The organism is Sinorhizobium alkalisoli, from assembly GCF_008932245.1.
Lineage (GTDB): Bacteria > Pseudomonadota > Alphaproteobacteria > Rhizobiales > Rhizobiaceae > Sinorhizobium > Sinorhizobium alkalisoli.
Map to the genome: position 1 here is coordinate 1,613,467 of NZ_CP034910.1, position 21,236 is coordinate 1,634,702.

24 protein-coding genes and 3 pseudogenes are annotated in these 21,236 nt (G+C 59.8%); 15 read left to right on the forward strand and 12 right to left on the reverse strand.

Annotated features, from left to right (window positions below):
- Positions 1 to 39 precede the first annotated feature (39 nt).
- Entirely contained in the window at positions 40 to 852 is an 813-nt protein-coding gene (ku, locus tag EKH55_RS25340; RefSeq protein WP_151613627.1) for a non-homologous end joining protein Ku, read from the forward strand.
- A 100-nt stretch (positions 853 to 952) separates the two neighbouring features.
- Here the strand turns inward: ku (EKH55_RS25340) and ligD are convergent, their stop codons facing one another.
- Both ligD and ku (EKH55_RS25350) read right to left on the reverse strand, forming a co-directional pair.
- Positions 953 to 3,430 carry a DNA ligase D gene (ligD, locus tag EKH55_RS25345; protein ID WP_151613628.1) on the reverse strand — a complete coding sequence of 826 codons (2,478 nt, stop codon included), beginning with the start codon at positions 3,428 to 3,430 and terminating at the stop codon, positions 953 to 955.
- Positions 3,430 to 4,272, reverse strand: a complete 843-nt coding sequence (ku, locus tag EKH55_RS25350) for a non-homologous end joining protein Ku (protein WP_151613629.1) — start codon at positions 4,270 to 4,272, stop codon at positions 3,430 to 3,432. Before ku (EKH55_RS25350) ends, ligD begins: the two co-directional genes overlap by 1 nt.
- 562 nt (positions 4,273 to 4,834) lie before the next feature.
- Here ku (EKH55_RS25350) and EKH55_RS25355 point away from each other — a divergent pair.
- From EKH55_RS25355 to EKH55_RS25365, 3 genes are all read left to right on the forward strand, one after another.
- The gene (locus EKH55_RS25355) at positions 4,835 to 6,025 is read left to right on the forward strand and encodes an aminotransferase class I/II-fold pyridoxal phosphate-dependent enzyme (RefSeq protein ID WP_210249918.1); all 1,191 of its coding nucleotides are present in this window, start codon (positions 4,835 to 4,837) and stop codon (positions 6,023 to 6,025) included.
- 210 nt (positions 6,026 to 6,235) lie between these two features.
- The gene (locus EKH55_RS25360; protein WP_151613630.1) at positions 6,236 to 7,222 is read left to right on the forward strand and encodes an AraC family transcriptional regulator; all 987 of its coding nucleotides are present in this window, start codon (positions 6,236 to 6,238) and stop codon (positions 7,220 to 7,222) included.
- Between the two features lie 58 nt (positions 7,223 to 7,280).
- Complete coding sequence (locus EKH55_RS25365; RefSeq protein WP_151613631.1) at positions 7,281 to 8,489, forward strand: MFS transporter; 1,209 nt, start codon at positions 7,281 to 7,283, stop codon at positions 8,487 to 8,489.
- 768 nt (positions 8,490 to 9,257) lie between these two features.
- Here EKH55_RS25365 and EKH55_RS29860 read toward each other — a convergent pair.
- Positions 9,258 to 9,504, reverse strand: a pseudogene (locus EKH55_RS29860) (hypothetical protein).
- 450 nt (positions 9,505 to 9,954) lie between these two features.
- Here EKH55_RS29860 and EKH55_RS25375 point away from each other — a divergent pair.
- Together EKH55_RS25375 and EKH55_RS29535 are read left to right on the forward strand one after the other, a co-directional pair.
- On the forward strand, positions 9,955 to 10,254 hold the full coding sequence (locus EKH55_RS25375) for a hypothetical protein (protein WP_131820454.1): 300 nt from the start codon (positions 9,955 to 9,957) through the stop codon (positions 10,252 to 10,254).
- Between the two features lie 91 nt (positions 10,255 to 10,345).
- On the forward strand, positions 10,346 to 10,516 hold the full coding sequence (locus tag EKH55_RS29535; protein ID WP_192803823.1) for a Thivi_2564 family membrane protein: 171 nt from the start codon (positions 10,346 to 10,348) through the stop codon (positions 10,514 to 10,516).
- A gap of 176 nt (positions 10,517 to 10,692) precedes the next feature.
- Here EKH55_RS29535 and EKH55_RS25380 read toward each other — a convergent pair whose 3' ends face one another.
- The 4 genes from EKH55_RS25380 to EKH55_RS25395 all read right to left on the reverse strand — a co-directional run bounded on the left by EKH55_RS25380 (position 10,693) and on the right by EKH55_RS25395 (position 11,816).
- On the reverse strand, positions 10,693 to 10,896 hold the full coding sequence (locus EKH55_RS25380; protein ID WP_069456628.1) for a hypothetical protein: 204 nt from the start codon (positions 10,894 to 10,896) through the stop codon (positions 10,693 to 10,695).
- 118 nt (positions 10,897 to 11,014) lie between these two features.
- Positions 11,015 to 11,251, reverse strand: a complete 237-nt coding sequence (locus tag EKH55_RS25385) for a hypothetical protein (protein ID WP_151613632.1) — start codon at positions 11,249 to 11,251, stop codon at positions 11,015 to 11,017.
- 47 nt (positions 11,252 to 11,298) lie between these two features.
- Positions 11,299 to 11,514 carry a hypothetical protein gene (locus EKH55_RS25390; RefSeq protein ID WP_151613633.1) on the reverse strand — a complete coding sequence of 72 codons (216 nt, stop codon included), beginning with the start codon at positions 11,512 to 11,514 and terminating at the stop codon, positions 11,299 to 11,301.
- 11 nt (positions 11,515 to 11,525) lie between these two features.
- Positions 11,526 to 11,816 (reverse strand): hypothetical protein, encoded by a 291-nt coding sequence (locus EKH55_RS25395; protein WP_151613634.1) that lies wholly within the window; start codon positions 11,814 to 11,816, stop codon positions 11,526 to 11,528.
- 486 nt (positions 11,817 to 12,302) lie between these two features.
- On the opposite strand from EKH55_RS25395, the gene EKH55_RS25400 reads away from it, so the two are divergent.
- The 3 genes and pseudogenes from EKH55_RS25400 to EKH55_RS25410 all read left to right on the forward strand — a co-directional run.
- Positions 12,303 to 12,644, forward strand: coding sequence for a hypothetical protein (locus EKH55_RS25400; RefSeq protein ID WP_192803824.1), 342 nt, complete (start codon positions 12,303 to 12,305; stop codon positions 12,642 to 12,644).
- Positions 12,645 to 12,695: 51 nt separating this feature from the next.
- Positions 12,696 to 12,818 carry a hypothetical protein gene (locus EKH55_RS30080; protein ID WP_106407803.1) on the forward strand — a complete coding sequence of 41 codons (123 nt, stop codon included), beginning with the start codon at positions 12,696 to 12,698 and terminating at the stop codon, positions 12,816 to 12,818.
- Positions 12,819 to 12,984: 166 nt separating this feature from the next.
- A pseudogene (locus EKH55_RS25410) lies at positions 12,985 to 13,410 on the forward strand (SLC13 family permease); the annotation flags it as partial.
- Positions 13,411 to 13,415: 5 nt separating this feature from the next.
- Here EKH55_RS25410 and EKH55_RS25415 read toward each other — a convergent pair.
- From EKH55_RS25415 to EKH55_RS25430, 4 genes and pseudogenes are all read right to left on the reverse strand, one after another.
- A pseudogene (locus EKH55_RS25415) lies at positions 13,416 to 13,607 on the reverse strand (DUF1488 family protein); the annotation flags it as partial.
- A gap of 2 nt (positions 13,608 to 13,609) precedes the next feature.
- The gene (locus EKH55_RS25420) at positions 13,610 to 13,879 is read right to left on the reverse strand and encodes a hypothetical protein (RefSeq protein ID WP_151613636.1); all 270 of its coding nucleotides are present in this window, start codon (positions 13,877 to 13,879) and stop codon (positions 13,610 to 13,612) included.
- A complete protein-coding gene (locus EKH55_RS25425) occupies positions 13,876 to 14,118 on the reverse strand; it encodes a hypothetical protein (RefSeq protein ID WP_151613962.1) in 243 nt (80 codons plus the stop codon). The genes EKH55_RS25420 and EKH55_RS25425 overlap by 4 nt, the downstream gene beginning before the upstream one ends.
- A 36-nt stretch (positions 14,119 to 14,154) precedes the next feature.
- Positions 14,155 to 14,382, reverse strand: coding sequence for a hypothetical protein (locus tag EKH55_RS25430; RefSeq protein ID WP_425353222.1), 228 nt, complete (start codon positions 14,380 to 14,382; stop codon positions 14,155 to 14,157).
- A gap of 734 nt (positions 14,383 to 15,116) precedes the next feature.
- Between EKH55_RS25430 and EKH55_RS25435 the strand changes: the two genes are divergently transcribed.
- Entirely contained in the window at positions 15,117 to 15,497 is a 381-nt protein-coding gene (locus tag EKH55_RS25435) for a hypothetical protein (RefSeq protein WP_069457507.1), read from the forward strand.
- A 255-nt stretch (positions 15,498 to 15,752) separates the two neighbouring features.
- Here the strand turns inward: EKH55_RS25435 and EKH55_RS25440 are convergent, their stop codons facing one another.
- Entirely contained in the window at positions 15,753 to 15,962 is a 210-nt protein-coding gene (locus EKH55_RS25440) for a cold-shock protein (protein WP_069457508.1), read from the reverse strand.
- A gap of 687 nt (positions 15,963 to 16,649) precedes the next feature.
- Here EKH55_RS25440 and EKH55_RS25445 point away from each other — a divergent pair.
- From EKH55_RS25445 to EKH55_RS25465, 5 genes are all read left to right on the forward strand, one after another.
- Positions 16,650 to 16,925 carry a hypothetical protein gene (locus tag EKH55_RS25445; protein WP_151613637.1) on the forward strand — a complete coding sequence of 92 codons (276 nt, stop codon included), beginning with the start codon at positions 16,650 to 16,652 and terminating at the stop codon, positions 16,923 to 16,925.
- Between the two features lie 390 nt (positions 16,926 to 17,315).
- Positions 17,316 to 17,735 (forward strand): CopG family transcriptional regulator, encoded by a 420-nt coding sequence (locus tag EKH55_RS25450; protein ID WP_151613638.1) that lies wholly within the window; start codon positions 17,316 to 17,318, stop codon positions 17,733 to 17,735.
- Between the two features lie 30 nt (positions 17,736 to 17,765).
- Positions 17,766 to 19,025 carry an extracellular catalytic domain type 1 short-chain-length polyhydroxyalkanoate depolymerase gene (locus EKH55_RS25455; protein ID WP_151613639.1) on the forward strand — a complete coding sequence of 420 codons (1,260 nt, stop codon included), beginning with the start codon at positions 17,766 to 17,768 and terminating at the stop codon, positions 19,023 to 19,025.
- Between the two features lie 317 nt (positions 19,026 to 19,342).
- Positions 19,343 to 20,365 (forward strand): IS110 family RNA-guided transposase, encoded by a 1,023-nt coding sequence (locus tag EKH55_RS25460; RefSeq protein ID WP_069458496.1) that lies wholly within the window; start codon positions 19,343 to 19,345, stop codon positions 20,363 to 20,365.
- A gap of 263 nt (positions 20,366 to 20,628) precedes the next feature.
- Complete coding sequence (locus tag EKH55_RS25465; protein WP_151613640.1) at positions 20,629 to 21,207, forward strand: helicase-related protein; 579 nt, start codon at positions 20,629 to 20,631, stop codon at positions 21,205 to 21,207.
- Positions 21,208 to 21,236: the final 29 nt, after the last annotated feature.

Genomic DNA, 21,236 nt, shown 5'->3' on the forward strand with positions numbered 1-21,236 from the left:
GGCTCGAAACGTTGATCTCACCACGCGAAGGGAGATGACATGGCGCCGCGCCCGTACTGGAAAGGCTACCTGAAGCTTTCCCTCGTGACCTGCCCGGTGTCGCTGACGCCGGCGACGAGCGAGGCGAACAAGGTGCGCTTCCAGACCATCAACAAGGCCACCGGAAATCCCGTGCGCAGCCGGTATGTCGATGCGGAGACCAACAAGCCCGTAGAGGACGAGGATGAGGTCAGGGGATACGAGACCGAACCAGACAAGCATGTGATCATCGAGGACGAGGAACTTGAGGCTGTTGCCCTCGAAAGCACTCGCACCATCGACATCGACCGGTTCGTTCCCGCCGACAGCATCGAATGGATCTGGTACGACAGCCCGTACTACCTGATGCCGGACGATGAAGTCGCCCAGGAAGCCTTCGCCGTCATTCGCGAGGCGATGGCGAAAACGGGAACTGTCGGCATGTCGCGGCTGGTGCTTTCGCGGCGCGAACGGGCCGTGATGCTTGAAGCCCGCGGCAAGGGCATCGTCCTGTGGACACTCCGGTATGGTGACGAGGTGCGCGATCCGGAGGACGCATTCAAGGACATCGACGGGGCAAAGTCGGACCCCAAGCTCCTCTCCATGATCACCACCGTCATTGAAGGCATGACGACGCCCTGGTCCGCATCGCTGGTGCGCGATCCGGTGCAGGAGCGGCTCCAGGAGATCATCGAATCCAAGCGCAAGAAGCAGGCGAAGAAGCCGCGAAAGACCGCGAAGGGGGACGAGCCTGAGCCGCCGAGCAACGTGGTGAACATCATGGACGCCTTGAAGCGGTCGATCTCGCAGGAAAAGAAGAAGGGCAAGAGCTAATGCACGTCGTCCAAAAGTGTGCAGCGGTTTTGGGGCAACGACGTGCATGAAAACAAAGACCTAAAGCGCGTTGCACGAATGCGATTAAATGCGACGCGCTTTAGGCTCGTTTTTGCCTGACCGAAGGGATTACCGCCGACTTCCAGAAATCCTCCCAGGGATCAGCGTCGAGCGCGTTCAGTCGCGGCAGCGCATTCTCAACCGTGAAGTAGTCCGGTCCGACGGCGGGGCTGAGCTCGTCCCAGCCCAACGGCATCGACACTGCCGCTCCCTCCCGGGCCCGCGTCGAATAGGGGGCAACGGCTGTCGATCCGCGGGCATTTCGCAGGTAGTCGACGAGAATCTTGCCCTTTCGCTTCGCCTTGGTGACCGTCGCGACGTACCGGGCGGGATCATCGGCCGCCATCGCGTCGGCGATGCTCTTGGTGAACGCCTTGACCTCCTGCCAGTTCGCCTTTGGTGTGAGTGGCGCGACGACATGCAGCCCCTTGCCTCCCGAGGTCTTGACGAAGCTCGAAAGTCCCGCGTCGGCAAGACGCGCGCGCACGTCATGGGCCGCCTCGATCACCGCCGCCCACTCCACACCTGGCCCGGGATCCAGGTCCATGATGATCATGTCGGGCCGATCGAGCTCGTTAAGCTGCGATCCCCAGGGATGGATCTCCAGCACCCCGCCCTGAACGAGCCCGATCAGTCCGGGAAGGTCGTCGATGGCAATGATCGGCTCGTCGTCCTCGGGATCGACGGCCTTGAGGATCTCCTTGGCCTGGCCGCGCCAGGCGTGCTTCTGGAAAAAGCAACTGCCTCCGACGCCATCCGGACAGCGCACCAGAGCGAGCGGACGGTTGACGATATAGGGACCGATGAAGGGCCAGACATCGCAGTAGTAATCGGCAAGTCCCTGTTTGGTGACGCCGGCATCTTTCCAATAGAGGCGGTCAGGGTGCGTCAGCCGCACCGCGGGCGTCGCTTTGATAGCCGGACCGGCGCCGGCCGTTTCCCGAACGACATCTTTCGGCTTCTTGTCTTCGCGTAAGCCCCGGAACGACGCGTGCCGCACGACGCCGTCCGCGGTCCACGCCCTGAACTCGACTTCGGCGACAAGCTCGGGCGAGACGAAACGAACCTGCCGGGCGTCCGCGGCCGCGAGCTTTGTGGCGAACGGGGTCTTTTGCACCTCCAGCTTTTCGAGGCGTTTGCGGAGGTCATGGGCGAGCTTGCTGGTAAAGCCGGTCCCGACCTTGCCGGCATAGACGAGATCGCCGCCGTCGTAGTAGCCGAGAACGAGAGAACCGATGGCCTTTGGGGACGTGGTCGATGGGACGAAGCCGGCGACGACGAACTCCTGGCGCTGTGAGCATTTTGCCTTGATCCAGTCATTGCCGCGCCCGGAGCGATAGGGCGCGGTCCTGTTCTTCGAAACGACACCCTCCAGGCTCAGCCGGCAGGCGTGGCGAAGGATCAGATCTCCATCCTCGTCGAAATGTTCGCTGTAGCGCAGCACTGCCGGCGCTTGCCTGAGGAGCCGCTCAAGGGTTGCCTTGCGCTCAGTGAGCGGAACGGGTCGCAGATCGTGTCCATTGAAATAGAGGAGATCGAAGAGGAACAGCACCAGCCGATCGGTCCTGCCGGCCGCAAGATCCGCCTGCAAGGCGGAAAAATCGGAGGCTCCGGCCGCGCCTTCGACAATGGCTTCGCCGTCGAGGATGGCATCTTCCACCGGCAGCTTCGTCAGCGCCGTGGCGATCGCCGTGCCGAACTTGCTGGTCCAGTCCAGCCCGCTCCTCGTCAGCAGGCTCGCCTTTCCGTTGCGCACATGCGCCTGGAGGCGGTATCCGTCGAACTTGATCTCATGCAGCCAGTTGCTGCTGCTCGGTGGCGACGCCTTGAGGGTTGCGAGCGCCGGATCGATGAAGCCGGGGAACGCGGCCTTCCTGGCGCGCTTCGGCATCGCCGGCGGCTGCGCTTCTTTCCACTCGATCTTGCCGGCTTTGGAAGACCAGCCGGGGTCCTCTCCTTCGACCTCGCTGATCACCCTTCCGGTTTTGACCGATTCCGGCCGCTCCTCGAGTATGTCCGGTTCATCCTGAGTGCGGGCGAAGTCGTCGTCGCTTTTGATCAGCAGCCAGTTCTCCTTCTTGTCGCGCGGCTTTTTGGCCATGCGCACAAGGTGCCAGCGTCCGCCGAGTTTTTCTCCATGGAGTTCAAAGACGAGATTGCCCTTGGCATAGGCTTTCCTGGCGTCGCCGACCGCCGCCCAGCGGCCACGGTCCCAGACGATCACCGTGCCCCCGCCATACTCCTTCTTCGGGATCGTCCCCTCGAAGTCGCCATATTCGAGCGGATGGTCCTCGACATGCACGGCCAGGCGCTTTTCGCCCGGCACAAGGCTTGGTCCCCTGGTTACCGCCCAGCTCTTGAGCACACCATCCATCTCGAGCCGCAGGTCATAGTGAAGACGGGTTGCCGCATGCTTCTGGATGACGAAGCTGTCGCCGGCCGGCGTCTTGCGCGAGCCGCCCTTTGGCTCTGGCGTCGCCTCGAAGTCGCGCTTCTTTCGATAGGCGGTAAGCGACATCAGCTCGCCTTGCGCCGCTTCTCGGATGTGGCCTTCCTGCGCTTGCTCGGCGCCGGCGGTTTCGCCTTGGTAGCGCCCGCACTCTGCCGCAGCGCCTCGAGGAGACTGGTGACCTTCTCCTCCTTGGGCCGCTTGGGCGCCTTGATCGCGCGGCCCTCCATCTTGGCCTTGACCAGTTCGGCCAGCGCTTCATCGTAACGGTCATCGAACTCGCGCGGGTTGAACTCGCCCTTCTTGGTATCGATGATGTGCTTGGCGAGATCGAGCATTTCTCCCTCGATCTTGATCTCGGGGATGTCTTTGAAGGCCTCCTCGGCCGAGCGCACTTCATAGTCAAAGTTCAGGGTATGGGCGACAAGGCCGGGGCCTTGGGCCCGCAGCATCACCGTTCGCACCCTCCTGAACAGCACGGCCCTTGCCAGGGCCGCCACTTTCTTGCGGCGCATACCCTCGCGCAGCAGGCTGAACGGATCGGTGGCGATGGAGCCGGAGGGGGCAATGAAATAGGGTTTGTCGAAATAGACGGTATCGACCTGCGGGCAATCGATGAACGCTTCGATGCGCAGCGTCTTGTCGCTCTCGGGGACTGCTTCGGCGATCTCGTCCGGCTCGAGAATGACGAACCGGTCGTCATCGAGTTCGTAGCCCTTGACCTGCTCTTCCTTCTCGACCGGCTTTTCCGTTTGCTCGTCGATATACTGGCGATGGACGCGGTGGCCGGTCTTGCGGTTGAGCACATGGAACGAGACGCGCTTGGAGGTTGTTGCCCCCGCGTACAGGGCAACCGGAAACGTGAGCTCGGCCAGCTTGATGTGCCCCTTCCATGTTGCCCGTAGCGCCAAAACCTTCTCCTCACGCTGTCGAGTGAAACGCAGTGCAGGCAGGGCTGTTCCACACTGGTGCAGGCGCCGGGCTCAAACCTGGTTTCCAGACCGTGTCTCAGGGATTGGTGTAGCGCGAGCGAGCGGGAGGCTACCGCCGAGCCACGCCCCTCGGCGTCCCCTCGGTGGGAGACGGCCCGAATCGGAGGATTCTGCAGGGCAAGTCGAGCGAGGTCCGGTTTGATCGACCCGCGGCTCAGTGCGAGTGGTGGATCCGCCGAGCGCTCCGCCTAAGGGGGGCCACCGCAAAGGACCGCTCACTGGCGCGATCCAGAGCTTAACCGAGGCGTGGCCGAAGTTCGCCTCGCCACCCTTCTGCGTCTTTCGGGAACGTGAAAAATCAACCCGTTACGGACCTTTATGGGCGTGGCGATTGGTGCTGTGCCTACTCCAAGGAAAACCTCCTTATCCATGCGGAATGCACCAGAACTATCTGCTACGTGCATGTCGGCAAAAATGGTATGAAGGCAGGGGGGCGGTTTAGTCGAGGGGACATGCGCCGCCTGCAGCAGGGAGGTGCGTCGTGCCAATCGCCACCGTGTCCAGCCGAATGCTTGCCGTCACCGAGGAAATGCGCACGGTCATGGATTTTGCGCGAAAGGTCCTGGAGGGCGACGGCCTGGGGCCCGATGCCTGCGATTTTATGTTCGGCAATCCGCAAGAAACGCCGTTGCGTGGACTTGTCGATGCCTTGATCCGCCACGTCGAGCCACAGGATGTGCACTGGTTCGGTTACAAAAAGTACGAAGCGCCGGCGCGCGAGTCGGTGGCCCGTTCGCTCAGCCAAGCGCGAAGCCGGCACTACAAGCCAGACGACATTGCGATCACCGCGGGAGGGTTCGGCGCGATAGCGGCTGCGCTGCTTGCCGTGCTCGAAGTGGGAGACGAGGTCATCTATCCGCGCCCCGGCTGGTTCGCCTATGGTGCTCAGATTCGCGGCGCGGCAGGGACCCCCATCGCCGTCGACCTGGCCCCGGGAACCTATGACCTCGATCTCGAAAGGATCGAGGCAGCGATCACCGCGCGCACCCGCGTGGTGGTGGTCAACACGCCGCACAACCCGACCGGCCGCATCTTTCCCCGCGCTCAACTGGACGCACTCGCAGACAAGCTCGCGGCGGCGTCCGAAAGATTCGGCAAGGTGATATATCTCCTTGCCGACGAGCCCTATGCTCGACTGGTGTTTGACGGCCATGCGCATATCAGTCCGGCCGAGAGCTACCCGCACACGCTGATCGCCTATTCATTCGGCAAGACCTTGCTCGCGCCCGGCGAGCGCCTGGGGTGGCTCGCACTCGGGGCGGATATGCCCGAGGCCGACCGGATAAGACTGCGCGAGGCTGTCGATATGGCGCAGGTTTCGCACGGTTGGGCTTTCGCCGGCCGTACCCTGCAGCGGGCATTGCCTGATCTCGAGAAGCTCAGTATAGATGTAGCAGCCCTCGCGCGGCGCCGCGACCGCATGGTCGAAGGCTTGAGGGCAGCGGGATACGACCTGCCGGTGCCTGAAGGTACCTTCTATCTCATTCCACGGTCACCGATACCGGACGACATGGCCTTCGCGGCACGTCTCGCAACTGACGGTGTCTGGGTGCTGCCCGGCAGCGTCGCCCAATTGCCTGGACGTCTGCGGATCAGTTTGACCGCAAACGACGACATGGTGGAGCGCTCTTTGCCCGTCTTTGCGCGCGCGATCGGGGAAGTCGCGGGTTAACTCCTGGTGAGCAGAGCTCACACCGGCCGCCGCCGTTGTGACGTTCTCCCGACACGGGTGGAAGCGTGGGCTTCTCCTCCTGCGTTCCGCCGCGGCGAATGCCGCAGACAGCCGCCTCGCGACGCCTTCGTAGTCAAAGTGGCGAAAAGGCGACTGTGAAATCGAGCGTATGCACTTGTTCGTCGGACGCTCGACATCTAAATTGGCCGGATGCTTGACTATTCGTCTCGACCGTCGCCGCCGCATATCCCGATGGATGCCCTAAGCGAAGTCCTGCAAGACTTTCGCTTAAGCGGGGTCAATTATGGCCGCTGCGAACTCCGGCATCCATGGAGCATTGCCTTTCCACAGCAACAGCTGCTTCGTTTTCACTTTGTCAGCCAGGGTCCGTGCTGGATCAATACCGAAGCTCAGGGATGGCAGGAGTTGCACCATGGCGATCTGGTGCTGCTGCCGCAAGGCATCGCACATCGATTGGCCAGCGCGCCGGATGTTGTGGGCGACTCGCTCAAGGGCTGCCAGGTGACAAAGTTGGGGAGCAACGTCAGCGACGTCGTGCAGGAAGGTACGGGTGCAATCAGCACCCTTTTCTGCGGCTCCATGGCTTTGGGCGCCTATGCCCTCAACCCCTTGATCGCTTTGATGCCGCCAATCATCAAGGGCTGCGATGTGGCCGGCAATGACCCGGTCATCGGCCCCCTCTTGGCGGCCATGACGGCGGAGGCTGCACGACCCCAGCTAGGTAGCGCAACCGTCTTATCGCGGATGGCGGACTTGCTCACCGCGCGGCTCATCCGCTGCTGGGTCAATTGCAGCGGAGCCTCGACCACCGGTTGGCTCGCCGCCATTCGCGACCCCCATATCGGTCGCGTTCTGGCGGCGATGCACCGAGACCCCGGTCATAAATGGACTCTCGAAAGCCTCGCTGGCGTGGCGGGCCAATCCCGCTCGATCTTCGCTGAACGTTTCAGCGCTGTCCTCGGCGAAGGCGCGGCACGCTATCTCGCCCGTCTGCGCATGCAGCTTGCCCGCGAATTGTTGGGGCAAAGCGGCATATCGGTTGCCGAAGTCGCTTCCCGCCTGGGTTATGAATCCGAGGCATCCTTCGCTCGCGCTTTCAAACGCATGACCGGCGTCTCACCGGGCGTTGTGCGTCGCACAATTTCCGGACGAACGGACATGGATTTCGGATTATAAGACACATATCATCCGGAAAAATTCGTCTATGAAATCTCCGAAACCAGGAGATATTTCAATGACGGACACGACATCACAGCTTGACGACTCGGTGATCGACTTTGAAGCTGCCGAGCCAGCCGCGTGGAGCGCGGCCACCTGGTTCGCCGTTTTTTCAATGGCGGCCACGAGCTTCGCGCTGGTATCGGCTGAGTTCCTGCCGGCAGGACTGTTGACGCCAATGGCGCGAGATCTCGGCATTAGCGAGGGAACAGCCGGACAGGTCGTAACCGCCACTGCTTCCGTCGGCGCCGTGACGGCCTTGTTGAGCAATGTTCTCATCGGCAGGTTGAACCGCAAGACGGTGCTGGTCGGTCTCAGTGCGTTGGCGGTCGGCTCCAATATTCTTGCGGCGTTGGCGACCGATTTTTGGCTATTGTTGTTGGGCCGAGCCGGGTTGGGCATCGCCCTCAGCGCTTTCTGGGCGCTTTCGGTCGCCGTCGTGGCGAGGCTGGTCGGCGCCAATGCCGCAGGTCGAGGCATGGCCATCGTCACCCTCGGCGTCTCGCTCGCCACCATAGCTGCGCCATCGATGGGGGCTTTGATCAGCGACTGGCTGGGTTGGCGCAGCGCAATGGCCATGACGGCGGGCTTTGCCGCGCTTGCCATGCTGCTGCAGGTGCTGAGCCTGCCGACTCTGCCTGCAAGCACAAGCAACAGTCTGGCCGATGTTTTCCAACTGACACGGCGGCGTGGTGTTCAATTGGGAATGCTTGCCATCCTTTTGCTGATGACAGGGCATTTTGCCGGCTCGGTTTATGTGCGTCCCTTCCTTGAACAGGTGACGCTCCTTCAGACCGCGCCGATCGCCCTGGCGCTGCTCGGGTTCGGCATTGCCTCCGTGATCGGCAATATCGCCGGTGGCCGAATGGCCGACGCTAATATCCGCATGGCACTCGCTGTCACCGCCGCGTTGATGGCGTTTGCGGCACTCGCCTTGGTGCTTTGGGGCGCACACATCGGCGTTGCCTTCGGCTTCGTCACATTTTGGGGCTTCGCCTTCGGCATGGGACCGGTGGTGCTCCCTACCAATCTGTCCCGCGCGGCACCGGACGCTCTCGAGCCAGCGGGCAGCCTGATGGTCGTGTCTTTTCAGGTCGCCATCAGTATCGGCGCAGTATTCGGCGGCTACGTAGTGGATCACTACGGCGCTCTGGGGCCCCTGACCCTTACCGCCGCGCTAGCCGCATCGACAGTCGCCCTGGCGCTGCTGCAGCCCCGCAGTTGAGCTTTGCTTCAGGTATGTGTGCCGAGGCGTTCACCAGACTCCAATCGGGGCCGCAGCGTTCCAGTCGATGCGGCCCAGAACTTGAACATCCTCGCAAGGAGCCGGCGCGCGTGGGCGACGGCAGGTTTGCGCCCCCAAGTCAGACACTGAGCAGAGCACGGTGGTATCCCAGAAGCGGACATGCATACATGCCGCCGAGCTGAAAGTTTGCACCACTTCCAGACCTTACCCTCTGAAGCTGCGATCGACGCGTTTCGACCGTTTGAGGTCATTCATTCACAGCGACCCGAATTACCGGTGTTGCCCCCCAAGTGGACATTTATGTCTCCGGTCCGCCACGAGCCCTTTTAAGGAACATTCTCTCAGTCGTGGTGTTTTTCCTCTTTAGGAACGGCGACATGAGAAGCCCCATAGGGACGCGGCCGACGCATATCCGGCAGGTGATGGCAACCGATTACAACGTCGCATTTCTGCGATCACTTCCAGTGTTCAGAGTGAGACCCAAACTCCCAAAGAATATAAGAGTTCTCCTCAAGCGGTTGCATGATGTGGAGAACGCAGGGAAGTGACCGTCCCTCACGTAGACGGCTTTGGAGGCCCCCTTGATGGCCGGGGTCGTTACCACGTCCTCAACGGTAAGCTTGCCAGCAGTTCCCAATGTGCGACGTTCAGATCAGGCACGATAGATCTCTTCATACAGGGCTAGTCTAAAGGCGAGTGTCGCGGTTGTCGAAGACATCAGGATGACAGGAGCGCGAGGAACGTCCCTCATCTCGTGAGGCATTGCAGCTCGACTGGCAGACCTTGGATAGCGTAGCGGCCCAACCGCGATCCGGGCGGTTGCCTGTGCTTGCCGGCGATGCCCAATTGACATTCGAGCTTCGCCGCTAGCCCCGACGGGGATTCAACACCCTGCAAGGAACAACCTAGTAACCAACAATGAGGCAGTCTCAAAAAATGTCGGATCATCGACAAGGACATCCGCGCGATAGCCAGCTTCGTCTAAAACTGACACACCCGCAGCTCATAAGCAGGAGCTAAATCTCGTAACTGTTAGCAATAAGGTATTTTCATTCGCCGAGGAGGCGGTAGCGACTAGTGGCCCAGACCCGCTCTTGCCCTTTCGAGGGCGATTGCGCGATGAACGGCGTAGCACCGAGGTCAGCCGGCGGCATCCGTTGGAACAAACCTCTTAGCTCAGCAGTTCGATCAATACCGAATGGAGCTTATGATGCGCTGCCGGTACCTCATCGCGTTTCTGGCCGCTGTTTCTCCGAGTGTGATCGCGCTCGCTGCCGGCGACGGTTCAGGGGCAGTCGAAGTATTCCGGCGAACGTGCCTTGCACAAGGTTCAAGTTTCGACGCGATCGCATCCGCCGCCGCCGCTAAGGGATGGAAACCTTTGCCAGGAGGCGACTTCGAGCGTCTCGCTCCTCTCGAGGACGTTGATTTCTCAAGTGGATGGATGGCCACTGATCGAGCCCTTCCGGAACCCGTTGTAATCGGAGTCACCAAGGCTCGACGGGACGGAAGGCCCGTCGAGACCTGCACCGTCGCCTTCACGAAGGTGCCCATTGAGCCATTTCTCAAGGCATTCTCCGACAGTACCGATGCGGAGAAACTTTCCGAAGAATCGGAAGGAACCTGGACCTCGAGGCTCTACATGCTGGTTGCCGGAGACCGCAAACAGTTCGTCAAGCTCAAATACGCCCGTTCGCCCGATGGAAATGGGCCAATGGCCGCGAGCTCAATCGCGGAGAGATAGGATGCATTACGGCGTGACATGCCTCCCGTTGTAGAACTCAGACGCATTTACCCGTTACTGCCGGAAGGCACTCCGCTCAAGGGGCCGGGGTATGAGCATAATAATCAGCATCATCACAAGCATCCTGATTACAGCCCTTGCCTTCCTGGTGCTCTACCTCGTGCAAAAACTACCGATTGACTCAACGATGAAGCAGATGGCTCAGGTCGTTGTTGTAGTCGTCGGCGTAGTTTCGTTGCTCAGCTATCTGGACGTGTTCTAAAAAGCGCCGGGGGCTTGCCTGCACTTCTCTCAGGCGGTTCTTGAAATCGAAATGGAACGTTGCATGCGCCGTCTATGCGGGCAGCAACTGGGCAGCATCCACCCAGTGGGCGGAAGGGCCAACTGTCAACCTGTTGAGCCGCTCCTGAGGGGGCCATCTTAGCAGCAACGTTTCGGTCACGTTAGCCCGCCGCTTTCCGGCTTGCCTTTCGCCCGCCTGCGTTCGTCTAGCAGATTCAGCAAGTCCGTTCGATCATCCGCATCGAAATAGTCCAGGCCGGCTTGCGGTATGCCTTGCCATCGAGCAGGCCAGCCGGTGAAGCGATCAATCACGCTCCACAAGCCGTTGCTGTCATCATGCAATTCGTATCGCTGGGTCATGCTGGCATCTTAGCGCACCCTTAAACGCCGCGCTATCGCGCGGTCAATATTCTTCACCAGCGCGGTGTGCCCTGCGAGGGCAGCCGTGCTGGTGTGTTCCACAGGTGTATGATCACGGTTAGGTTGGGTTATTGAGAACCAACAGCGCTCTCGCTGCATTTTTCGGGTTAAGCCCTTCCATCTTCCAGGGGCCGATCTCTGCAGTTTCTCCGGTGAAGAGGTGATATATGGTATAGGTTCCGTCGCCTACGAAACGGCGGCCATACTCATCGCGCTGTCCGGATCGGTTCGGCGCGCCCCCTTCGGATTCCCATGTGCTGATGGCGAGCGCGTGTTCTTCGTGTTTACTTTTCATCTGCAGCTCTCCTCCCCACAGTCGCCTGCGCGACAGCTGAACGCTGATCAGTTATCGGACGTCAGCTCGTCAATCGGCTCCAGATTATCTTCGTTGCTCACGCGCTCTTGGCCGAGTTCATCATTGCGCATGCGATACTGAGGCGAATTGTCTCTCAGAGGGAGTTTAGCGGTGATCTGATAGCTTTCCGCCGCACGAGGGGAAATATTTGCGCGATTCTTAAGTCGCACTGACAGCCCGATCGGGAATAGATGATGGCGCATTGGGAGTTGCCTTATGGTGAAAGTGACGGGAAGATTGCGGCTGCGTTGCGATCGACTTGCATCAGGCGTTCAAGCTCCTCAGGATCGATCGCTATCAGCCGCATTCGGTATTTGTTCTCGGCCGTAGCTGGTAGCTTGATAAAGGTCGCCACACGGCGATAGGCGAGCCAGGAGATGCCTTCGATCAATTCCTCGTCCTCATCTACCTCGTAGTCGCCAGCCGGAACCGTTTCACCGAGGTCTGGCATCCAGAACGGTTGGTCGAAATGGACTGTTCGATGCGTCGTCGTCCGGGCAAACATTCTGCCCTCCTGTTCTGTGGCTTCGTCGTCGTGAGATTAAACCAGCCCGTTTGGCGCCACTTGAGAGCGCACCGCTAACGCTCTGGACTGCCGCATTGGAGCAGGGCGCAATCGGCGGCCCACACTTTGGATATGCGGAGCGGTGAGCTTGGTTTAGTGCCTCTGATGAAGCGAAAAGGCAAGTAAGAACCTCTATCCATTGAATGTGGCATTACCGTGTTTTCTGAGATGAAAGCAGTTTTTATAGAAAATAAAATTTGAATTGCGCAAATATAGACGTGCCAGACGCGGCGCTATTTTTCGTATGGATGCCGAAATTTTCTACAAACTCCGGCTGAAACGTATTTGTGAATGAGAATCTCAATTAGTTGTTTACTTTAAATATTTTATGGCGCAAAGATAAAAAATCTGGATTGCCATCGGCTCCTGGTCCGAGCACGGCCTGCAACGATCCCGATAATCAACCTGATTAAAGGGAATGAAATCATGACATTCGATCAAATCCTCGAGCGGACAAAACCCTATGCGATCGGCCTGGTCGTCGGACTGTTCGCGGCGCCGATCATCGGCTTCAATGCGGGATGGCTCACCACCACGACTGCCAGCACTCTGGCGGCAGAAACGGCCAGCGTGGACGCGCTTGCCGGCATTTGCTCGAGTGCGGCAGGGCGAATGGCTACGGCCAACAGCACGGATCTCGCAACGCTTAAGGGCTACGACAATCGTGCGAGACGTGACGAACTGGTGGCGACCATTATGGCCGATATTCAAGTTCCAGCGGACATCCTCGGCAAGGTCAGCACGACTTGCAGTCGCTCGCTATCCTGAAGCGCGCTAACGCGGCGCTTTGGGCATCTCGACGAAACTTAGGAGATCGCTATGAAAAACCTCATCCCCGCCCGCTTCTATACCTACGACTTCACGCGCCTGTTCGTATCGCTTGCGTTTACGCTGGCGATTGCTGTGATTGTCTATTCGGTCCTGTTCGGAAGCATCCTGTAGTCGTCTGATCAAGCTTGCATCCGCTCTACGACGTTGGAAAACATCCTGGACGGACGTTCGGGGTGCAGCGCCGTTGAATGAAGCTGGTAAGTTATCCCGACATTAGCTCTTTCAGGCGCGTAAAAAAATGGACCTGCCATTGCGAAGAGTGGTCGGGACTTTATCCATGACACAGGCTCAGGCTTTCGCCTTCGCCATTCTGATCGGCCTGATGGTCGCTTTCATATGGGGACGGCTCCGCTACGACCTCATTGCAGTTCTCGCGTTGCTTGCCGCGGTTTTCGCATCGTGCCGAACAACGCAGCGTTCTCCGGCTTCGGCGACGACATCGTCATCATTGTAGCCAGCGCGCTGGTCGTCAGCGCCGCGATTGAGCGCAGTGGTGTCATAGAGGCATTCCTCCATCGCCTGGCACCCAGCGTGGCCTCTGTGCAGGGGCAGGTTGTTATGCTCGTGACGACTGTCTCGCTTCTGTCCGTCTTTCATCAAGAACATCGGCGCGCTGGCGATGATGATCCCGGTCGCATTCCAGATGGCGCGGCGGTCGAAAGCGTCTCCTTCGTCTTTTCTCATGCAGATGGCGTTCGGTTCCTACGGGCGCAACGCGTCGAAAGCGGAAAGGAGCTTCGATTCCGAGGCTTCCGACCTGCCCAATTCGGCACCCGCTATCGCGAGCGCGCCGGCCTCGACGAAGAACCGCACCTCGAACATACCGTCATGGACGAGGAAACGGACGGCGTTCCTTTTTTCATCGAAGCTGCGGCTGGGATTCGGAAATGACAGCGTCATTATCAGCGTGCCTCTGTTTCACGCGACGCGGACCGCGCGGGTAACGATAGCCTGATCCGTTTTATCAGGCGCTCAATATTGCGAAGGTTGCCGCCGACACGCGCCGGTGCGCCTGTGAACACGTGATAGACCGCCCAGGAGCGATCCGCATCGATGCGGCGGCCGTATTGATGATCCATTGTGTCGGGCGCCGGCGTCCCACCTTCATTTTCCCAGATGCTGATCGCAAGCGTATTTCGCCGGGCTTCAGTTTCATTGCTGTGGGCGTTCATGGTTGTGGCCTTTCATCAAGATTTTCGATGGTGTCGAGCCTGCTTGAATGGATGGTGTTTCCATCTTCGTCGGTGATGGTCATGGCGTCCGGACGCTGCGGCATGTCGAGCGTCCGCAAGAGCTCCCGCGCAATCGCTATCGCCTCGTCGAGATCGGCAGCTTCCGCGGTTTCGCGGCCGACGATCGCATGCGCGTCGTCCACCTCCCGGATACGATAGAACGCAATCGCGATCTTCATCGCCATCCTCTCCGTTGGACAGAAGGGTGGTAATTGTCAGTGCTTGCCCTTGGCGAGCGAGGCGCTGCCGTTCGCAGCGGGGTTGATCCGGTTGCCAAACGTCCTTTCGATGAGTATGGCGCCTTCATCGGCGGAGGACATGCGCACCGGTTCGAGCCTGTCCTGCGTCGTCACCCGCTCATGATGTTCGTCGTCGTTTCGAATGCGGTATTGCGGCGAACCGCCGCTCGGCGGCAGCGTGCCGGTGATGTGATAGACCGGCACAGCCGATCTCCGATCCCCGCCCTTCAGCCAAACAGCTTGACCAACGGTAAAGAGATGTGTTGCTGCGTCGCGGCGGGTCGGACGAGGACTGTGTTGGAGAATTCTTGTAGCGGTCATGATTGTTGGTGATCCTTTTCGAGTGCGGCAATCGAGCTCAGCCGGATTGATCGGCATCATGTATGACGTCGACCTTGCATACCGCGCGGGCATATGGATGAAGGACGTCGCCCCGCCGATGCGAGGCGTCTGCGTAGTGCGGCTGGTCATGGCGGCGCTCCGCAGAAGCACACGAGGCGGCCCGCATTCTCTGTCATCCCGTGATCGCGCTCGAGTGTCCGTGCGAGGTTCGAACGAAGCGACGCTGCGCGTCCGATCGGCGTAAGGCATTCGCATCAAAGTTCGTGGTGAATGGCGGGTCCTCTGACGCCGCGAAGCCAAATTGGCTAGTCCAGCCAAATTAATGAGTTTCTTATATGTGGGTCTCAAATCGGATTTAAACAAGGTCCCGGCGTCTTTGTTTTCGGCTGACAGGAAGGGAGATCTCAATTGAATAAATCGACTCCGTGAATTCGCGGTTTTGACTGCGAGAAGGCCTCCCGTCCGCCGAGGCCGCCGAACTGATCCAACCTATGTCTGAAGGCGCCAAGATCACAGACGGCGGCCAGTTCGCGAGCAACCAGGAACATCGAGACGCAGGCAGCGTTTAGATTCAGAGCCTGGACTGGGAGGTGATGATGAGAAAGCACTCCCGCAAGATGCCGCCTGAAGTCCGCGCGGCGATCAGCGCGTTTCTGAGCGCGTGTCAGAAAGAAGCCCGGCCGCTTGCGACCTCTGAAGCCCTTGGCGCAGTGCGGCGCGCTTTCCCTGATCTGGATATTTCAGATCCCGACCTGATGGATGCCATCATCAGCGAAGCATCCATGGCGGGTTTCGACGTAGACACCCCGGATCCTGCTTCCGCGGCGCGGATGAGGGATTCGCTTGAAGAATGGGATAATGAAGGCGGCGCAGTCGGCAAACCGCCGCGCAGCGAAACTCGCGGCGGCAGTGGCAATGACACGGATGGCACACGGCGACGGGCGAAAGCGACCAAGGACCGAAATGAGCTGCTCTAGCACGGCTCTAGTTTAGCAGTTTGACCATTGGACCTTTCGCGAAACTTCAACGCCAGCTGGGCGCGCAGTCCCGGTGATGCCTGCGCAAGAGCAGGACCCAATCGTTCCATTCCGTTTTCAAGTACCGGCGGGGGCGTCGGCCGAAACAAATACGGGCGATAGCCTCAGAACAGAAAAAGGCCAGACATCCGCCTGGCCTTTTCGAACTTCTTGCCGCCATGCCAGTACATCCGTGGTCATCGACGGCGAAAAGCTTTAGGCAGCGCGGAGCTGGCCTGCGGACATCTTGCCCGACTTGTTGTCGCGCTCGAGCTCGAAGCCGAGTTTCTGACCTTCGACGATCGAATTCAGGCCCGCGCGTTCAACAGCAGAGATGTGAACGAACACATCGGCGCTGCCGTCGTCAGGCTGGATGAAGCCGAAGCCTTTGGTGGAATTGAACCATTTTACTGTGCCAGTGGTCATAACGAACCCTTTCTTAGCAACATTGATCACCGCTGCGCGGCGCACAGCGGCATTTTTTCGACTTTTGAAAGGAGAAGTTCGTCACGAGGCGCGAGGCCAGCAAAAACAAATATCGGCAAACAAAGTATCGATGGTCTTCAGTACAGCTCTTTGATCGGTGCGTCAATTTCTTGTTTTGAGTTTCGCAGATTTACTACCGTGACTAGCAATCGGCAGGCAAGGTCGACCGCGCCTGCCGCCTTGGCCATCACACGCAAGGGGGACGCCGGGACCGCGTGAAGGTCGCGACATCACATGCCCCGCCGCGGTAAAGGGGATGCATAAGTTTCTTAAAGCCTCCGCATCTGTTGACCCTTCGTAGCGGCTTTCCTCGACCTCCAGAACGGAGCCGCGAAGCATCCAGACCAGCATATCCTCGGGCGAGTGCCGCCGATTGGGCGACTTTGCCGCTTCTTCATTCAGTGCATGCAGAGGGAGCATTGTGCCTGATTGAATGGTCTACGTCGGAACGGCTGGCAAGCACGATTACCATCGGGGGACGTGATCGGGAACAAAGGAGTTCTTCCGATGCTTCTATCGTTCAGGCGGGCGTCGAAACAGCCTCTCCTAGTGACCGAGACAGGAGATTTAGCCTTATCACGCATAATGCCGCGATGACGAATCTCAGCGCTATATGAGGATCCGGGAATGCCACATGGAGGACTGAAGGAATTTGCAGCGAGCTCGAATGGCGACAAGTGGCTTCTCGAGCATGATCGAATTACCGGCGAGCATATTGTCATCCATCGCGCTAACACCGCCTCTGGTGGTGCCGAGACGAGATGGTCGGTACGCAGCTTTTTGGAGGTCGCCGGCGATCATCCTCAAGGCCAGGCTCTCCGCGAAGCTCTGCTCGACATTCGTCTCGAAGGAGAATCAACCAGCGACGAGAATCCCAAAGCTGATTTTCCCGAAAAGGAGTGACCGAAGCCGAGCTGGTCTCCTGCGGGCCGACTGATAAAATGCAGGCGATTGCGTTCCGGCTTTGCGTACCGACTACCGCCAGTCGTACAGCGTACGCGCCGAGCAGATTCGACAAGCCTCTGACCGCAAGTGCCGCCGCGATACTTTCGGCCCATGTGGCGTCGAGCGGCAGTAGCCTCAATGACTCCTCACCCGCCGAGACTGCACGCCATTTCTATGCCCAGGGGGCCGGATACGGATTCTCTGTTATCGAGAAGTCGACATGTGGGTTTTGCATCGTGCGGTGCCGTTTGATCAATGCGCAATTACATCGCCAGCAAAAGCATCGCCCTTGCAATGGATCAACACTCCATCCATATACCATCCATGTGGATGGAACTCGACGGGCACATGAAAGACAATGTACATAAGTTACGCGACAAGGGCGGTGAATCGGAGAAGATCACCATCAATCTCGGTTATGTCGATCTTGGTCGCATAGACCTTCTCGTGCAGGAAGGCTTCTATTCCAATCGCGCCGACTTCATCCGCACAGCGATCCGCAACCAGCTTGCGGCCGAGGCCGAGGCCGTGAGGCAGTCGGTCGTTCGGCACACGCTTGAGTTGGGATTGCGTGACTATAGCAGAGCCGATCTGGAATCGTTGAAGGCGGCCGGCGAAAGACTTCACATCAAAGTGGTCGGACTTGCCCGCATCGCGCCAGACGTCACACCGGAACTTGCTCTGGCAACAATTGAATCGATCACCGTGCTCGGCGCCCTCCAAGCCAGCACCGAGCTGAAAGCAGCGCTGGCCGAACGCATCCGATAGAACTGCGGCCCGACCAACAAGGACAACTCCATGAACAACGATTTTGCGACGGCCATGCGGCGCGCGCTACGGTCCACGCGCGCCTTGAACATCGCCGAGGCGACGCGCGTGATCCAGGATGCGCTGGCCGGTCGATCGGGCTCCGCTATTCGCACCCCGACACTAGACATCACACCACCGCCGCCAATCCAGCGTTCCACCCCCTTTCCGGTCGATCCGGATGCGGAAATCATCGAGCCATCGGCAAAGCCTGAGGCCGAAGAACCGGCCGAAAAGGTCGGCGACGGCACTGCGTCGCGAAGGTTCCGGAAATCCTTGGCAGAAACGATACGGATCTTGCGCGAGGGCCGGTTGGCATCCGGTCTTTTCGGATCGCTACACGGCGCCGGCCTGCCGGGAACCGCCAAACAGGTTCCCCAGCCCATCATGCCGGATGGGGCACAGTTCCTGGCGCGATCCTTCACCTGCCCCGCCGGTGCGCGAAGCTACAGGCTCTACATTCCCGCGTCCGCACCCGATCGGCCGCGCGGCCTTGTCATCATGCTTCATGGCTGCAACCAGGATCCCGAAGACTTTGCTGCAGGAACCGGCATGAACGCGGTCGCCGAGACGCACGGCCTGGTGGTTGCCTATCCGCGTCAAAGCGGGGCTAACAATGCGTCGTCCTGCTGGAACTGGTTCAAACCCGCCGACCAGATGCGCGAAGTGGGGGAACCTTCGATCATTGCGGGAATCACGATGGAGGTCATGTCGGAATTCGGCCTCGATCGCAGCCGCGTCTTCGTGGCAGGCCTATCAGCAGGGGGCGCAATGGCGGCGGTCATGGGCGAGACCTATCCCGATCTCTATTCAGCCGCGGGGATTCATTCCGGCCTGGCCTACGGGTCGGCCAACGACGTCCTGTCAGCTTTCTCCGCGATGCGCGGCGAAGCCGGTGTTGCATCCAGTCCGAAGCGGCACGCCGATGGGCACCGGCTCCGGACGATAGTCTTCCAAGGAAATGCGGATCGGACGGTACATCCCTCCAACGCCGATCGGATCGTCGCTGCGGCAACGCCAACTGGCGCGGGATGGCCCGTCCGGAAGGAAACCGGCCGGTCCGCCAGCGGCCGGACCTATGCAAGAACCATTGTCGCGGACCCCGCGGGAAGGCCGGCGGTTGAATATTGGCTGGTGGACGGTGCCGGCCATGCCTGGTCCGGCGGCAAGTCCGCTGGATCGTATACAGACCCGTATGGTCCGGACGCCTCTTCCCAAATGGTGCGGTTCTTCCTCGATGGGCTGGAGTGAAGCCGATGGGCGGCCTGACGAATACACCTATGTTGCGCTGTCCGCACGGCGCGAGATATTGCCGCGGTCAACACGCCTTGTGAAACGTTCAACTCTAGATGGGCACTTGCTAGAGCCGTGCTAGAGCAGCTCATTTCGGTCGTTGGTCGCTTTCGCCCGTCGCCGTGTGCGATCCGTGTCATTGCCACTCCCGCCGCGAGTTTCGCTGCGCGGCGGTGGGGCCGTCGCTCGGTATGATGGGGTGGACACCCCCCTCGACGGCATCGATGTGCCAGAATGGTGGTTGTTGCAGCCACCGGAGAGAAGGAGTGTCCACGATGGAAGTTAGCACGATCGGCCTGGATTTGGCGAAGAATGTGTTTCAGGCCCATGGGGCGGACGCGTCTGGTTGCGTCGTTTTCCGCAAGCAATTGCGCCGGAAGAACGTGCTCGAATTCTTCGCCAAGCAGCCCGTGTGCATGGTTGCCATGGAGGCATGTGCCGGTGCGCATTATTGGGCGAGGGAGATTGGTAGATTTGGTCACACTGTTAGATTGATCCCGCCGGCCTACGTCAAGCCGTTCGTGAAGCGACAGAAGAACGACGCGGCCGACGCCGAGGCAATTTGCGAGGCTGCCCAGCGTCCGACGATGCGTTTCGTCGCTGTAAAGAGTGAGGATGCTCAGGCAAGCGCCGTTGTGTTTCGGGCTCGGGACTTGCTGGTGCGACAGCGAACGCAAGTTATCAACTCGCTCCGCGGTCACCTCGCCGAATACGGCTTCGTCACCGCTCAGGGTCCATCGCATGTCGCCGGGCTCATAGAATACGTGACGGATGATAAGAACACTCTGCCGGACGCAGCTCGTCTGGCGCTCGCCATGTTGGTCGATACTCTGCGATCGCTGGAGGACCGGATCAGGCAGCTCGACCACGAGATCGCACGTCGCGCCCGAGAAGACGCGGACGCTCGGCGGCTTGCGACGATCCCAGGTGTAGGACCGATAACAGCGACGGCATTGACAGCATTGGCTCCAGCGGCATCGACCTTCAAAAGAGGACGTGATTTTGCCGCCTGGCTCGGCCTGACGCCACTTCAGCGATCTACTGGCGGAAAACAGAAACTTGGCGCGACATCGAAAATGGGCGAGCGAACATTGCGGCGCCTCCTTATTCTTGGAGCCAGCTCCGTGGTCCGGCAAGCCGCTCATCGTGGTCTGCCAGAGGGATCGTGGCTCGGGCGCATGCTCGTCCGTAAGCCACGTATGCTTGTGATCGTCGCCCTCGCCAACAAGCTGGCGCGCATCGTTTGGGCGCTGCTAGCGAAAGGCGGGGTCTATGGAGCTCCAGTAGCGGCCGGATAAACCGGCCGCAAACAGGAGGCGTCGAAGGTGTAGGAGGGTCGAAAGGAAGGTATGGCGCACAGTCGATAAGAGACGGGATCGGAAAACCAGGCCTGAACGGAGTGCCCAGAGCACGCTTTTATGATTTGGACCCGATCCGCGAACTCCCATACGGGCCCGCGGCATCCAGATGGTCGCAACAGAGGCCGGACAGATGTCAGCACCCGACTACGCGCAAGTACCGTGCCTGGAAAATCCTCTTGCACTTACGGGGGTGTCCACAGATGTTCACAGCATCCCGGACGGATGCCGAAACAGCCGTGCTCGAAGTGGCGGAGGCGAAAGCCGATATCGACCCGAATACGGCGCCGCCCGAGTTCCGCGTCGCGCTGGCCCTTGCTATAAGCGAGTATGGCGAAGGCAGCGATTTGGCCAGATGCCTATCCAAAGGCGTGGCATTCCATCACTCAACTCTCAACAGCGAACTGCGCTACCTCGTCGAACGGCTCGCCAGCCTCGGTACGCTCGACTACATCGCGGCCACGACAACACTGGCTCAGGGCATGAACTTCCAGGTTTCGAGCGTTGTGATCCACTCGGTGACTAAAGGTATGCCGGCCACGCCTCTGACGCCTGCGGAATTCTGGAACATCGCTGGGCGCGCAGGTCGCGTGCGTCTTTCCGAAAAAGAGGTCATCGTGTTCGCCAATCCCGGCCACCGGGCCCACTGGGAGCGGTACACGCAATATCTGTCCGAGCGGGTGGATTCCGCCCTGAAAGATGCGATCGGCAAGATCAACGAGACGGACTCCGTCAAGTGGACCTACAAAATCCACGAAGGCATTAGGCCGTTCATTCAATAACTCGGACATGCGGTAGCAAGTCTCGGAGT